At 37.2% G+C, this 14,720-nt stretch carries 10 protein-coding genes; 5 read left to right on the top strand and 5 right to left on the bottom strand.

Features of this window, described 5'->3' with window-relative positions:
* Window positions 1-36: 36 nt before the first annotated feature.
* From AC0L3W_RS06685 to AC0L3W_RS06665, 5 genes are all read right to left on the bottom strand, one after another.
* Window positions 37-294 (bottom strand): HPr family phosphocarrier protein, encoded by a 258-nt coding sequence (locus AC0L3W_RS06685; protein ID WP_113818788.1) that lies wholly within the window; start codon window positions 292-294, stop codon window positions 37-39.
* Between the two features lie 399 nt (window positions 295-693).
* On the bottom strand, window positions 694-1,659 hold the full coding sequence (gene cysK / locus AC0L3W_RS06680; protein WP_290038322.1) for a cysteine synthase A: 966 nt from the start codon (window positions 1,657-1,659) through the stop codon (window positions 694-696).
* Between the two features lie 261 nt (window positions 1,660-1,920).
* On the bottom strand, window positions 1,921-3,348 hold the full coding sequence (gene sbcB / locus AC0L3W_RS06675) for an exodeoxyribonuclease I (RefSeq protein ID WP_409439345.1): 1,428 nt from the start codon (window positions 3,346-3,348) through the stop codon (window positions 1,921-1,923).
* A gap of 846 nt (window positions 3,349-4,194) precedes the next feature.
* Window positions 4,195-5,187 (bottom strand): type I glyceraldehyde-3-phosphate dehydrogenase, encoded by a 993-nt coding sequence (gene gap / locus AC0L3W_RS06670; protein WP_113819511.1) that lies wholly within the window; start codon window positions 5,185-5,187, stop codon window positions 4,195-4,197.
* Window positions 5,188-5,551: 364 nt separating this feature from the next.
* On the bottom strand, window positions 5,552-6,445 hold the full coding sequence (locus tag AC0L3W_RS06665) for a D-hexose-6-phosphate mutarotase (protein WP_290037792.1): 894 nt from the start codon (window positions 6,443-6,445) through the stop codon (window positions 5,552-5,554).
* Between the two features lie 268 nt (window positions 6,446-6,713).
* On the opposite strand from AC0L3W_RS06665, the gene malQ reads away from it, so the two are divergent.
* The 5 genes from malQ (at window position 6,714) to lpcA (ending at window position 14,719) form a co-directional block, all read left to right on the top strand.
* Window positions 6,714-8,921: a 4-alpha-glucanotransferase gene (gene malQ / locus AC0L3W_RS06660; RefSeq protein ID WP_290037793.1), complete on the top strand. Its 2,208-nt coding sequence runs from the start codon at window positions 6,714-6,716 to the stop codon at window positions 8,919-8,921.
* A 32-nt stretch (window positions 8,922-8,953) separates the two neighbouring features.
* Window positions 8,954-11,275: a 1,4-alpha-glucan branching protein GlgB gene (gene glgB / locus AC0L3W_RS06655; RefSeq protein ID WP_409439346.1), complete on the top strand. Its 2,322-nt coding sequence runs from the start codon at window positions 8,954-8,956 to the stop codon at window positions 11,273-11,275.
* Window positions 11,276-13,378 carry a glycogen debranching protein GlgX gene (gene glgX / locus AC0L3W_RS06650; RefSeq protein WP_409439347.1) on the top strand — a complete coding sequence of 701 codons (2,103 nt, stop codon included), beginning with the start codon at window positions 11,276-11,278 and terminating at the stop codon, window positions 13,376-13,378.
* A 124-nt stretch (window positions 13,379-13,502) separates the two neighbouring features.
* Window positions 13,503-13,787, top strand: a complete 285-nt coding sequence (locus AC0L3W_RS06645) for a YeaC family protein (RefSeq protein WP_290037796.1) — start codon at window positions 13,503-13,505, stop codon at window positions 13,785-13,787.
* A 356-nt stretch (window positions 13,788-14,143) separates the two neighbouring features.
* Window positions 14,144-14,719, top strand: a complete 576-nt coding sequence (gene lpcA / locus AC0L3W_RS06640) for a D-sedoheptulose 7-phosphate isomerase (protein ID WP_290037798.1) — start codon at window positions 14,144-14,146, stop codon at window positions 14,717-14,719.
* The last annotated feature ends 1 nt before the right edge of the window (window position 14,720 follow it).

The raw sequence follows: 14,720 nt of genomic DNA, 5'->3' as shown, positions 1-14,720 counted from the left end.
ACTACTAAATTTTTATCTTATTGAAAGATATATGTATTAAACTAATGTTGCCATTAACTCAACAAGCGTATCAACAGCTTTTTGCTCGTCTGCGCCTTCAGCTTTAATGTTCACTGATGTGCCTTGAGTTAAACCAAGAGTTTGTAGTTTGAAAAGACTTTTTGCACTTGCAGATTTGCTACCTACTTCAACAGAAATGTCAGATGCAAAAGATTTTGCTTCTTTAACAAATTGTGCTGCAGGGCGAGTATGAAGACCGTTTGGAGCCGTGATAGTTACTGTTTTTTGATACATGGTAACACCTTAATAAATTTAAATTTGTAATGATAGCAAATTTTAATTGATGTAAAAAAAAATTGCTATTGAACGACATTGAAATTGTTAAAATGCAGCGTATAAACTTTAAAAATGAGAGGTTGGAATAAAAGAAAAAATTGATAATAGCTATTAACTAAATATTAAGTTTTTCTCTAGGCTCACTCATCTTTAAGCAACCGTTATTAAAACGTTCAATATCATATTTAATGATCCTAAATATGGGGTACTAGGTCAACGATTTTCTCCGCTTTGAGGGGGAAAACTATGTATTATTGCTGTTTTTGGGTGTTTTTTAAGCAGGCCTAAGTTTTTACAACATTTAGATATGAAAAAAGGTGCTAAAAAGCACCTTTTTTAAGCTATTTAGGGTTTTGATTATGCGAAGTTTTCGCCTTCAAATACACCTGCGAAAAGTGCAGTTGATAGGTAACGCTCACCAGAACTTGGTAAAATAACCACGATATTCTTATCTTTGTATTCAGGCTCAGCTGCCAAACGTGCTGCTGCAACAACTGCTGCACCTGAAGAAATACCCGCTAAAATACCTTCTTCTTCCATTAAACGACGTGCCATTGCAATTGCATCTTCGTTGCTTACTTGCTCTGCACGGTCAATTAATGTCATATCTAAGTTTTTAGGGATGAAACCTGCGCCAATACCTTGGATTTTGTGAGGGCCAGGTTTAACTTCTTCACCAGCTAAAGTTTGTGAAATAACTGGCGAATCTGTTGGTTCAACAGCAACACTTGTAATCGCTTTACCTTTAATTTCTTTAATGTAACGGCTAACGCCAGAGATAGTACCACCGGTACCAACACCAGCTACAAATACATCAATTTCACCGTCTGTATCATTCCAGATTTCTGGGCCAGTTGTTTCTACGTGGATTTCAGGATTTGCAGGGTTTTCGAATTGACGTAAGACTAGGTATTTTTTCGTTTCAGACTGTGCTAATTCTTCTGCTTTGTTGATTGCGCCTTTCATACCTAGAGCACCATCAGTTAACACAAGGTTTGCACCTAGTGCTTTTAATAATTTACGACGTTCAATACTCATTGTGTTTGGCATTGTTAAGGTGATTTTGTAACCACGAGCTGCAGCAACAAAAGCAAGTGCGATACCAGTATTACCACTTGTCGCTTCAACTAATTCAACATCTTTAGTTAACGTACCGTCTTTTTCTGCTGCTAAAATCATGTTTGCACCAATACGACATTTAACGCTGAAGCTTGGGTTACGACTTTCAACTTTTGCAAATACATTGCCTGTAGTTACATTGTTCAAACGTACTAGTGGAGTGTTACCAATTGCTTGTGAATTATCGCTAAAAATCTTACTCATCATATTGTTCCTATTGGTTGGGTGTTTTTTATAGATAGCTTATAGCATATCCAATGTTTAAAAATGCGGAAGTGAAATTTTGTTATACCATATAGATTTTTGAGATATGTTGGATTATCACTCTCTTTTAAAGTAATTGTTTAGTAAGTGAAATTACATTTTATTTTATGAATCAGGCTATTTCTGATCGGGTACTGGATTGTTTACGCAGATAAAGTTATCTGCGCACACAAGTAACCTTGATATGCGCAAATGAAAACGTTAATTGTTGGTTAAAAATTCTAAGTAATGACTGAGCTTTTGTAAAACTGCAATTTTTTCTTCACTATGTTGATGCTCAATTGCGAGTATTTCTAAGCGTGATATGTAGTTATCAACATTTTCGATGAAATAAGCCTCCCTATGACGATTCCATTTTTGCAGCTCTTCGCTGTTTAACGTTTGTGGATAGTTTCTCGCTTTGTAGCGATTCCATAATATCTCTAGGTTTGGATCATCAAAGTGAACTTGGTAGGATTCGATTTGGTGTGGCGATAATTGAGTGATCTCTTTTGCTTGCTTTTTATCGTTTGCTGAAGGAAAACCGCCTGAATACAGTTTTTGTTCAGGTTGCTGCTGCCCTGTACTTTTTGCTTCAGTATCAAAAACAGCCGTCAGCTTATCTACCAATTGCTTATTAGCTAGAAATAAATTCATTGACTCTCTGCATTGTTTGGCATCAATTCCTAATTCTTTTGCACGATCTGCCGTTAAGGTTTTTGCACTTGCAACAATTGGGCATTTATTAATATGAATCAGCTTAATTGGCGGGCGATTAATCCCTTCTGGCAAGTTGTCGGTTGCGGTATATAAATAAGATTGAATCTGTTCGATATCTAATGACAATAATTGTGATAAATCTTTGTTTAAATCAACAACAATAACTGCATTATTATTAGTTGGGTGCTGTGCGATAGGTAAAATATATGAGCAACAACCTTGTAGCGCTGGAAACATGCCAGAGATATGAACTAATGGAGCAAAAGAACCTAGCTTTAATTCATTTAATACTTTGTTTTTTTGTCTTAAGTTGTAACAGTAATCATAAAGTTTAGGGTGTGTCTCTTTGATCAATTTAGCCATGGCAATCGTGGCATAAACATCGGACATCGCATCATGAGCCTGTTGATGCACAATATCGTTCGCTTTTGTTAATAACTCTAATTTAAAAGAGGGCGCATCATTTTCATCAAATACCCACTCGATACCTTCCGGCCTCAATGCATAACACGCTCGCACCATATCGATAATGTCCCAACGAGAACAACCATTCTGCCATTCTCTTTGGTAAGGATCATGAAAATTTCGATACAAGGTAAACCGAGTCACTTCATCGTCAAAACGAATGTTGTTATAACCCACTACACAGGTATTAGCCTGCTGGAACTGTTGTAAAATATTAAAAATGAATTGGTTTTCAAACTCACCATGTTGTAACGCATATTGCGGAGTAATCCCCGTTACAAGGCAAGCTTCAGGTGCGGGTAAATAATCATTGGGTGGTCGACAATACCATTGATATGGTTCTGAAATAATATTCAAATCAAGATCGGTTCTAATACCAGCAAACTGTGAAGGGCGATCTGTGCCTGGATTTAATCCGAAGGTTTCATAGTCATGCCATAATAGGCTTGGTGATACTTGATTCATAATATTTACCCGTAATTAATGTCGTTATATTGTGTCGAATTTACTATTAAAAAGCGAATCAATTGAGATGAATGTTACTGAAAAGTAAGTTTAATTGATTAATTTAATAGCGCTTTAGGTTTTATTTGAAAAAGCATGTCGACAATTTAATCAGCCACATAATTCTTATTGTTTAATCCAGACAGTTAACACTGCTTATTTATTTTAAATACGAGTTTTTAAACTGTAATGACAAGTAAGCTTAGAGTCTGTTGAGCATAGAACGAGTTATGCAATAAATCGATTTTGTTGCTTTTCTGTATCCATAATTACAATTTATCTTTATCAAAGAACAAATAGTAGTCGGAGATGAAAGGTTATTTTATTGTGTGCTGTTGTTGTGAAAATAAATCGCAGAACTCTTATATAATAGGTTTCTGGAGGTATGTGATGGCTCAAAATACATTGTAAATTTATCTCTCGTAGCTAACATGCTTCTTCATAATGTTACTTGAGTTACAACAAGGCAACAAAATATACAAAAATAATTACAGGTTGTTTACATAAAAATGGACAGGGATTTAATACTACTTATTTACTATTGATTCAGAGCGCGCTAGATACAAAAAATAATTGCAACACCGTAATTTTTATAAAAGTGTTTAGTTCTTTTCTTATTTAGAAATAAGAGCAACTAGGTTTAGTACTTTATTTTTTATCTAGTTCGATTTTGTTATTACTTTGAAAAAATAACATGCTTAAACCTTAAACCTTAAACCTTAAACCTTAAACCTTAAACCTTAAACTCTAGATATAAAAAAGCCCATACCGAAGTATAGGCTTGATAACAAAATTTAGTAGTTTGTCTTATTTAGAGATAAGAGCAACTAAGTCTAACACTTTGTTTGAGTAACCGATTTCGTTGTCGTACCAAGATACAACTTTAGCGAATTTGTCAGTTAGAGAAAGACCAGCAGCAGCATCAAATACTGAAGTTTGGATTTCACCGATGAAATCTTGAGAAACAACAGCTTCGTCTGTGTAACCAAGAACGCCAGCCATTTCATTTTCAGAAGCACGTTTCATTTCAGCACAGATTTCTTCGTATGTAGCAGCAGTTTTTAGGTTAACAGTTAAGTCAACAACAGAAACGTCAGCAGTTGGTACACGGAAAGCCATACCAGTTAGAAGACCGTTTAGCTCAGGAATTACTTTACCTACAGCTTTAGCAGCACCAGTTGAAGATGGGATGATGTTTTGAGAAGCACCACGACCGCCGCGCCAATCTTTAACAGATGGACCATCAACAGTTTTTTGAGTTGCAGTAGTTGCATGAACAGTCGTCATTAGACCTGATTCAATACCCCATTTATCGTTAAGTACTTTAGCGATAGGAGCAAGACAGTTAGTAGTACAAGAAGCGTTAGAAACGATATCTTGACCAGCGTACTCAGAGAAGTTTACGCCGTTAACGAACATAGGAACGTCGCCAGAAGGACCAGTTAAAACAACTTTTTTCGCGCCTGCAGTGATGTGCTTACGAGCTGTTTCGTCAGTAAGGAAAAGACCAGTTGCTTCAGCAACTACGTCTACGTCAACTGCGTCCCATTTTAGATCTTCAGGGTTACGCTCAGCAGTTACACGTACTGTGTTACCGTTTACGATTAGGTTACCGTCTTTAACTTCAACAGTACCGTTGAAACGACCGTGAGTTGAGTCATATTTAAGCATGTAAGCCATGTATTCAACGTCGATTAAGTCATTGATTGCAACAACTTCAACATCAGCACGTTCACATGCTGCACGGAATACGAAACGGCCGATACGACCGAAGCCGTTAATACCTACTTTAATTGTCATTTTATTTTTCCTTATGGATGTTTGATTTTTTTAACTTGTCATCATTATAAATGCCTTCGACACTTAGGATTTGATGTTAGTCAAGTTATAAGCTCTAAAAAACACTTTTCTTGCTCACTATTTCGTTAATCAGCTATTAGTGTTTTTTTGAACTAATATCACAGTAATTAAATTACTAGGGCATATTAAGGGCAATTCTCGATAAAATAAAGAAAAACCATCATTAAACTATTAATTCTCGCACTATTTTAGGTTTTTATTTAAGTCAATAGCTATCTGTAACCAGTTCCATAACTATATTTCATAAAATAGATTTTTTTGTTTGTGTTTTGTAACTTTTTTTAAAATTTATGAAAGTTTTGTACTATTTAATCACTGTTTTTAAAGAGTGTGTTTCACCAGCCGCCACTAATTGACCTGGGTCTGCAGTGATAGCCGATTCAATACAAAGCATGGTTTGATAACCATCATCGGGCATATCAGCAAAGGCTTTTGCACCTTCAACCCATGGGTTCCACACGACAACAGAATCATTTCCTTCGTTACTCACTGCTATTGTGCGCTGGTAAGCGCCATCGTTAACCACAATCGCAGTGTCATTGACAGCATAGATTGAATCAATAGGGTGGTCGATGTTAAGTGCTTGGTGACTTTGTTTTGCTTGATTATTTTGTAATGAATCGGTGTAGCTTGTTGCTAAACCTGTCACTGAACATTGTCGTTGATCTGCGATATGTAAGTAAGTATGTAATGCACCACTATAGTTAAAAGGCGAATCGCCGGTGTTTTCTGTGATTAATGTTAATTCAATATGATCAGTTAAGGATGCTTTTAAGGTCAGATTGAAATCATAAGGCCAGATAGTTTTAGTGTATTGGCTGGATTCTAATGAAAATTCAATATTAATGCCTATATCGGTGATATCAATTGTTGATAAAGTCCATTCACTGGTACGTGCAAAACCATGTGACGCTAATCCATTCTGTTTACTTTGTTGTGTGCTGCCAAACCAAGGCCAGCAAATAGGCACACCTCCTCGAATTGCTTTCTTTGAATCAAATATAGCGGTTTTGCTGAGATAGATGAGAGGGGCTGATTGTTTAGCTTGGAAGTGGACAAGATGAGCACCGTGTAAACTAAAGGCTGCATCGAACTTTTTATGCTTTAAAATGATAAATTCAAAATCATTTTGATCAACTTTAATACTTACATGTTCATTTAATGTTCTGATTGTCTTAAGTTTTAAATGTGAAATCATAGTGTTTCCTATGTAATGAATAATATACAGCATAGTCATTATATTTAACTTCTCACCAGCAAAATTGATTGAAAATAATAAATGCTAGTTTTCTTGCTATCAGTTAATTTTTTATATATTTATTTATCCAAAGTGCTTACTTTATCAGTTATATTTTATGCAATGAGGATATTTGAGTGATTAAGTCATTGCAAAACCGCGCCATTAGTTAAATACTCATTTTAACGTGTCAATATGACAGTAAGTTAACTATATAGATAGGTGTTTTATGAATAGTCCTGCATTAGAATCATTTATGCAACTCAAAGGAATAGACCAGCATTTTGTTGATGCATGGGGGAATCCGGCGACAGTTACCGAAGACAAAATCAAAAATCTGATTAATCACATGGGAATTAATGCTGATGATGAAGTTGCATTGATGGACTATTATCAACAACAAGAATTACAACATTGGTTATCGGTTCTTGCTCCCGTGATGGTTGTACAACAAGCACAAAGTTATGCGCTGGAAGTACATCTACCTATCGACTTTGTTACCGAGCCTCTCGTTTACAGAACTACCACTGAAGATGGTCTAGAAATTGATACGCAAATAACCGCTACTGATTTCTCTTTGGTAGGCAGCAAAGAGATAAACGAAATCGAGTTTCAACTATATGAAGTTGAACTTGCAGTCCCTCTCAATATTGGCTATCACCGTCTAACCTTATTAGAAGAAGGTAATGACGAACCGCTCGCAGAGATGTCGTTAATTATTACACCGGAACGTTGTTTTACGCCTGAAGTTATCCAACAAGGTAAAAAACTGTGGGGAACCAGTGTCCAGTTGTATTGTTTAAAAAGTGAAACAAACTGGGGGATTGGAGATTTTTCTGATTTAAAAGTGTTACTACAAAAAACTGCTGAAAATGGCGGAGATTTTATTGGTTTAAATCCTATACATGCATTAAACCCATCACAGCCTAACCAAGCAAGCCCTTATAGTCCTTCTTCACGCCAGTGGTTAAATATTATTTATACTGATATTACCGCTGTGCCTGAATTTCAACATTGTGAGTCATTGCAAGAGCAATTCGCAGGTGATGCATTCCAATCAACATTATCTGCATTACGCGCTACGGAGTGGGTTGACTATGAGCAGGTCACAAAATTAAAACTATCTGCATTGCGTGAATTGTTTGCAACCTTATTAAATAGTGAAGAGAACAACAGTAATATACAAAAGTTGAAGCGTCTTGATGCTCTTAAACGATATATTGCGGAGAAAGGTGACGCGTTGAAACAACAGGCTGCCTATGATGCATTACGTTTTAAATTTTTATCTGAAGATGAAAATGCATGGGGCTGGCCTGCATGGCCGGCAGGATTTCAATCTTTCTCAAGTGACGGTACACAACAATGGTGTGATGATAATGCGCAAGAAATTTTATTCTGGTGTTATTGTCAATGGGTCACAGAGAAGCAATTAGATGAAGCAGATCAATTAGCTCAATCTTTGGGGATGTCTCTTGGTTTATATCGTGATTTGGCAGTAGGTGTTGGTAAAAGTGCCAGCGATGTTTGGGCTAACCATGACTTATACTGTGAAAATATTAGTATTGGTGCGCCACCTGACGTATTAGGGCCACTTGGACAAAGCTGGGGATTACCACCTTGGGCTCCGGATCAACTTTATCAATCGGGTTATCAGCCGTTTATTGACTTGTTACAAGCAAATATGAGTTATTGTGGGGCACTGCGTATTGATCATGTGATGGCCTTGCTCAGGTTATGGTGGGTGCCAGAAGGGGAAACCGCCGATAGTGGAGCCTACGTTTATTATAATGTCTATGACATGCTTAATATATTAGCGTTAGAAAGCGTACGTAACCAATGCTTAGTGATCGGTGAAGATTTAGGTACTGTGCCAGAAGGGATGGATACTTTATTGCAAGAAGCTGGTGTCTATTCCTACAAAGTGTTCTTTTTTGAGCAAGCATCTGATGGTGGGTTTATTTCACCTAGTCATTATATACAACAAGCAATGGCGACGTTATCGACTCATGATATGCCGACTATTAAAGGTTATTGGCATTGTGAAGACCTTTATTTAGGACGTGAGTTAGGGTTATACCCAGATCAAGAGGTATTTGAACGGTTATTAAGTGATCGCGTTAATGCCAAACAACAAATTTTAAATAGTTTACATGGGCATCACTCCATTCCAGATGACCTATACCATGATGCAAATAATACCGGCATGGACAAACAGTTAAGTTTCAAATTACAACAACATCTTGCAGGGGGAAGTGCGTCACTACTCAGTTTACAATTAGAAGACTTTTTAGAGATGGAACAACCCGTTAATGTACCTGGAACAAGTGACGAGTATCGAAATTGGCAGCGTAAACTATCGCATAACTTAGAGGCACTTTTTGCCGATAAAGATATTGTCTCATTATTAAAGCAAGTGACAGAAGCACGGTCTCGCTAATAGTAAACGATTAAATAATTTCTGATTAGGTAATGAATATGACTAAGAAAAATGTGGAAAAACCGGTAGCTAACAACAATAAAAAACAACCGAAACAGACGCTGGTTAAAGATATTGAATTGCAGAATAAGTTAGTGGCAACCCCATTAAAGTCAACGTTATTAACAAAATTAGAGAAAGCTAATTTAGCGAACCCTTTTGAAACATTAGGTTTAATTAAACATATAGATAATCCAGGCTTTCTATTAAGAGTTTGGTTACCTGATGCGAAAGCAGTTGAATTTGTTGCTATAGATGGTTCCAATAATTCTGGCCAGTTAATCAAGGTCTATGACTCAGGATTATTTGAAATTAATTTACCAAATGTTAGTGAACGATTTATTTACAAACTCATCGTTACTTATGCCCGTGATACGCATCAAGTTATTGACCCTTACCAGTTTCATGAAATTGCATTTGAAGGCTTGTCGACTTTGCATGAAGCGCCACAAAATGTATATCACACCTTAGGTGCTCAACTTAAAAGTGTAGAGATTAATGGTGTTGCTATTAGCGGTGTAAGGTTTATTGTTTATGCGCCTAATGCAAGCAGCGTGAGTCTTATTTCTGAGCATAATTTTTGGAATGGACAACATCACCCAATGCAAAAAAGTTGGTGTGGTCATTGGGTACTGTTTATTCCTGATTTAAAGGCTGGGTGTGCTTATAAATATGAATTAAAAGATGCTGCTGGTCACCGTTTACCGCACAAAGCCGACCCTGTTGGTTTCCAAGCTGAACAATATCCTTCTCATGCTTCGATTGTGGTTGATCATGAACAGTATCAATGGAATGACCAAGCGTGGAGAGAATCACAAGTAGGTGACAAACGTTATGCGCCGATGAGTATTTACGAAGTTCACCTTGGCTCATGGAAACGCAAGCGTGAGAATGGTGAGGAGCGCATGTTAACTTATCGAGAGTTAGCAGAAGAGCTACTACCTTATTTATTAGGGATGGGGTATACACACCTAGAAGTAATGCCTATCTCTGAATTTCCTTTTGATGGCTCTTGGGGTTATCAGCCTGTTGGCTTATTTGCGGCAACCAGTCGTTTTGGTGATGCCGATGACCTCAAATACTTTATTGATCAATGTCACCAAGTGGGTTTAGGCATTATTATTGATTGGGTACCGGCACATTTTCCTGCAGACCCACATGGATTGGCACGCTTTGATGGCACCCCTCTTTATGAATATGAAGATCCTCGCCGCGGTTGGCATCCAGATTGGAACTCTTATATCTATGACTTTGGACGTGATAATGTTCGCCAATTCTTAGTAGCAAGTGCATTGATATGGTTAGATAAGTTCCACGTGGATGGCTTACGAGTGGATGCAGTTGCTTCAATGTTGTATTGGGATTACTCACGTGAAGAGGGTGAATGGGTACCTAACGTTGATGGTGGTAATCATAACTATGAAGCAATTAGTCTGTTGAAATGGTTTAACGAAGAAGTTTACAGCCAATTCCCAAATGCCATGACCATTGCTGAAGAGTCGACTGCTTTTGCTGGGGTATCTAAACCAACTTTTGAAGGCGGTTTAGGATTTGGCTTTAAGTGGAACATGGGATGGATGCATGACTCATTAAATTATATGTCACAGGATCCTATGTACCGTAAGTACCATCATAATGAGATGACGTTTGCCATGGCATATCATTATAATGAACATTTTATTTTGCCTTTATCACACGACGAAGTGGTACATGGTAAAAAAAGTTTATTGGATAAAATGCCCGGTGATGAATGGCAAACTGCCGCTAATTTACGTGCTTATATGGGGTACATGTACGGACATCCGGGTAAAAAATTAAACTTTATGGGTGCTGAATTTGCACAAAGCCGTGAATGGAACCATGACCATAGTTTGGATTGGGATATTCTAGAGTTTGAAAAACATAAAGGACAACAACAACTTATATCGGATCTCAATTACTTTTATAAAACCAACCCAGCGATGTATGAATCTGATTATCAACCGCAAGGTTTTGAATGGTTAGATCACAGTGATGATCACAACAGTATTATTTCGTTTGTTCGCTATAATCTAGACAAAAGCCAATATGTGATTTGTGTCTCTAACTTCACACCAGTACCTCGTCAAATGTATCGTATTGCAGTGGATGAGGTAGGTCATTACGAAGTAGTGATTAATACAGACAGTCAATATTATTGGGGCAGTAACTACCAAATGGGTGAACAAATGGGTGTGTTCATTAGTGAAGCACATCCATGGCAAGGAAAAAAACATTCGATAGTAGTTAATTTACCACCATTATCAACGGTGTATTTAAAACGCAAAGGTGCCTAAATGTCTAAACATGAGATTGAAATAGAGATAGCCAATCAGCATCATAAACAATCACTGTTTACTGCCACTAAAGGCAACTGTTTTCCCTTAGGTGCAACCTTAGATGAACAAGGATGTAACTTTGTCGTGCATAGTCATGGTGGAAGCTCCGTTGAGTTATGTCTATTTGATAAGTATGAGAAACAAATTGATAGCTACACGTTAAATTCATCACATGCACACTTATGGCATATCCATTTAGCGGGGATTAAAGCCGGCCAAGCTTATGGTTATCGTGTTGATGGTGAGTTTAAGCCTGCCAATGGGTTATTTTTTAATAAAAATAACCTGCTTATAGACCCTTATGCAAAAGCCTTAAGCAAAGTACAGCATAGCTTTGTACAAGCGCAAAGTGACCTAGATGATAACTTTGTTGCAAAGTCGGTGGTGGTGGATGACCATTTTGATTGGCAAGATACTGAAAAGCCGAATATACCAGATCAAGAACGCATTTTATATGAGTTACATGTTAAAGGTTTTACGCAAACAAACTCAGCTATTCCGCTAGCGATGCGTGGTAAGTACCTTGGTTTATCTCATATTGAAAGTATTAAACACTACCAGTCTCTAGGCGTTACCAGTTTGCAAATTATGCCGGTTTTCAGTTTTATGAGTGAACCGCGCCTAAGTGATCTCGGTTTAACAAATTATTGGGGCTATAACCCAATCAACTTCTTCTCTCCAGAGTCTCGTTATAGCCAATATGATGCTGTTACGGAATTTAAAACTATGGTTAAAGAGTTACACGCTGCAAACATTGAAGTTATTTTAGATGTTGTATTTAACCATACTGCGGAATCGGGTACAGATGGCTTGGTGTTGAGTTTAAAAGGCTTTGATAACCGTAAATATTATTGTTTTGAGAGTAATAAACAGAGGGTTGATTTCCAACGCTATAGCAATCATTCTGGGTGCGGAAACACAGTTAATATCGATTATACCTGGTCCTTAAAAATGACCCTAGATGCGCTTCGTTACTGGGTAACTGAAATGCAAGTGGATGGTTTTAGGTTTGATTTAGCAGTAACTCTAGCGCGCGAAGCAACTGGGTTTACTGAGCGTAGTGCTTTTTTTAAAGCCTTAATGCAAGATCCTGTGTTAAGCCAAGTTACATTGATTGCTGAGCCTTGGGATATCGGCCCAGGAGGTTATCGTTTAGGTGCTTTCCCAGAGCAATGGAAAGAGTGTAATGATAGGTACCGAGATACTATTCGTTCATTTTGGCGTGGTGATACGGGCAAAGTTTCAGAAGTTGCGACACGACTATTAGGCTCACATGACTTCTTCCCGAGTAAGTTTAGAACCAATACAACTAGTGTGAATTATATTTGTTACCACGATGGTTTTACCTTGGATGATTTGGTGTCTTTTCAAGAACGTCATAATCAAGCAAATGGTGAAAATAACCGTGATGGTCATGGACATAATTTATCAGCAAATTATGGTTGTGAAGGGCCGACAGAAGATCAACGTATTAATCGTCTGAGACAACAACAAAAGCGTAATATGATTGCTACTTTGTTTTTATCACAGGGAACACCCCATTTTTTATCCGGTGATGAAATGGGCAACCACCAATCTGGTAACAACAATGCATACTGTCAAGACAATCAAATTAGTTGGATCAATTGGGAACGATCTGAAAATGATCAGTTGTTGCATACCTTCACCACTAATATGATTGCGTTACGTGCTAAATCACGCTTGTTTGGTGATTTAAACTTAAATGACAGCGATCCAGAATGTGACATTGTGACTTGGTATCATCCGGATGGTTATTTAATGGAAGAGGTCGATTGGCATGCCTCAAACTCGCAAGCCATTGCATTATCTTTAAGAGAAGCAAAAGCTGATGGAGAACATTGGTATTTAATATTGAATGCTTCTAGTTATCAAATTGCCTGTGAATTACCTGATTTAGCTGATAATAAGGTCTGGTGTAAAATGCTAGATACGAGTTGCGCAGATGGTGCATTGGTAGACAATAACTCACAGGAAACATCTATTCATGCCAAAGCGCACTCGACAATATTGTTTGAAGCACAAAGCCGCAATAAAAAGTGAGTAAGCGCACTTTTATAGAGGAGCAACCCCTAAAATTGCTTTCTCTTTAAAAACAGCACTAGATAATTTTAAACAAATAAATATACTCATCGCATTGAATCTAAAGTAGTACAAGGTAAATACCGTGACCAATATTAATGAGTATGCAAAAAATATCACCCCTGAACTCTATCAAAAACTCAGTACTGCAGTGGAAACCGGAAAGTGGCTAGATGGTGCGCCTTTAAGTGAAGAGCAAAAAGCGCATTCATTGCAACTAGTGATGGCTTATCAGAAACACTTTAATATCGATCCAGACCATTTTACTATTGCACAAAATGGTGAGATCTATATGCAATCGAAAAAAGAGTTAAAGAAACAGTTTGCTCAAACTGATGAGAATGATGATCTTCATCTACTTAACTTATAAATAGTCATGCAGTTCACTATCTGATTAAATTCACATGTTATTATGCAATGTTAGATTGCCATGATTGAATTCTACTGGATGTTACTAAACCCTTTTATGACGAACCTTATGAAATATCGTCAGTCTATTATGATAAAATAGACTTATGTAAAAATGCTTTAAGCGGCTTTTGTTAAGCAGTAAAAACCAAAGGCATCACTGATTTTCATTGACAATATTGGTATTAATTTTGGTATAAGCCAATATTTATCATTTTCTCATTAAACTGTATTTAGGCTAGTTGTTTAATGAGTTTCTCTAGCGATAAACAAACTGGTGAGTGGTTTATCAGTTTTTAATTCAATTAAGTGAGTATTATGAATTTATCATTAATCAAAGATGAGCTCCAAGAAGCACAAACTGTGTTATCTGCCTTCCTATCAGACCAAAACAACTTACAACATATTGAAGATGCTGCGACATTGTTAGCTGATTCCTTTAAAAACGAAGGTAAAGTATTAGCTTGTGGTAACGGTGGCTCGCATTGTGATGCGATGCATTTTGCTGAAGAGTTAACAGGACGTTATCGTGAACATCGTCCTTCATACCCAGCGATTGCTATTTCAGATCCAAGTCATATCTCATGTGTAGGTAACGATTATGGTTATGACCAAATTTTTGCGCGTTATTTAGAAGGCGTGGGCCGTCGTGGCGATGTGCTGTTTTGCTTGTCGACTAGTGGTAATTCAGAAAACATTTTAAAAGCAATTGCAGTTGCCAAAGAAAAGGGCATTAAGGTAATTGCTTTGACGGGTAAAGATGGTGGTAAAATGGCTGGTCTTGCTGATGTTGAAGTCCGAGTACCACATTTTGGATTTGCTGACCGTATTCAAGAAGTACATATTAAGATCATTCATATCCTGATCTATTTAATTGAAAAAAAGATGGTTTAGG

Source organism: Psychromonas sp. KJ10-5 (assembly GCF_055808325.1).
The sequence above is the reverse complement of the archived record's forward strand: the minus strand, read 5'-3'. Positions and strand labels throughout refer to the sequence as shown.

Coding starts and splice junctions, on each gene's coding strand:
- AC0L3W_RS06685 (WP_113818788.1), bottom strand. CDS start 294: ATGTATCAAAAAACAGTAACTATCACGGCTCCAAACGGTCTTCATACT.
- cysK (WP_290038322.1), bottom strand. CDS start 1,659: ATGAGTAAGATTTTTAGCGATAATTCACAAGCAATTGGTAACACTCCA.
- sbcB (WP_409439345.1), bottom strand. CDS start 3,348: ATGAATCAAGTATCACCAAGCCTATTATGGCATGACTATGAAACCTTC.
- gap (WP_113819511.1), bottom strand. CDS start 5,187: ATGACAATTAAAGTAGGTATTAACGGCTTCGGTCGTATCGGCCGTTTC.
- AC0L3W_RS06665 (WP_290037792.1), bottom strand. CDS start 6,445: ATGATTTCACATTTAAAACTTAAGACAATCAGAACATTAAATGAACAT.
- malQ (WP_290037793.1), top strand. CDS start 6,714: ATGAATAGTCCTGCATTAGAATCATTTATGCAACTCAAAGGAATAGAC.
- glgB (WP_409439346.1), top strand. CDS start 8,954: ATGAATATGACTAAGAAAAATGTGGAAAAACCGGTAGCTAACAACAAT.
- glgX (WP_409439347.1), top strand. CDS start 11,276: ATGTCTAAACATGAGATTGAAATAGAGATAGCCAATCAGCATCATAAA.
- lpcA (WP_290037798.1), top strand. CDS start 14,144: ATGAATTTATCATTAATCAAAGATGAGCTCCAAGAAGCACAAACTGTG.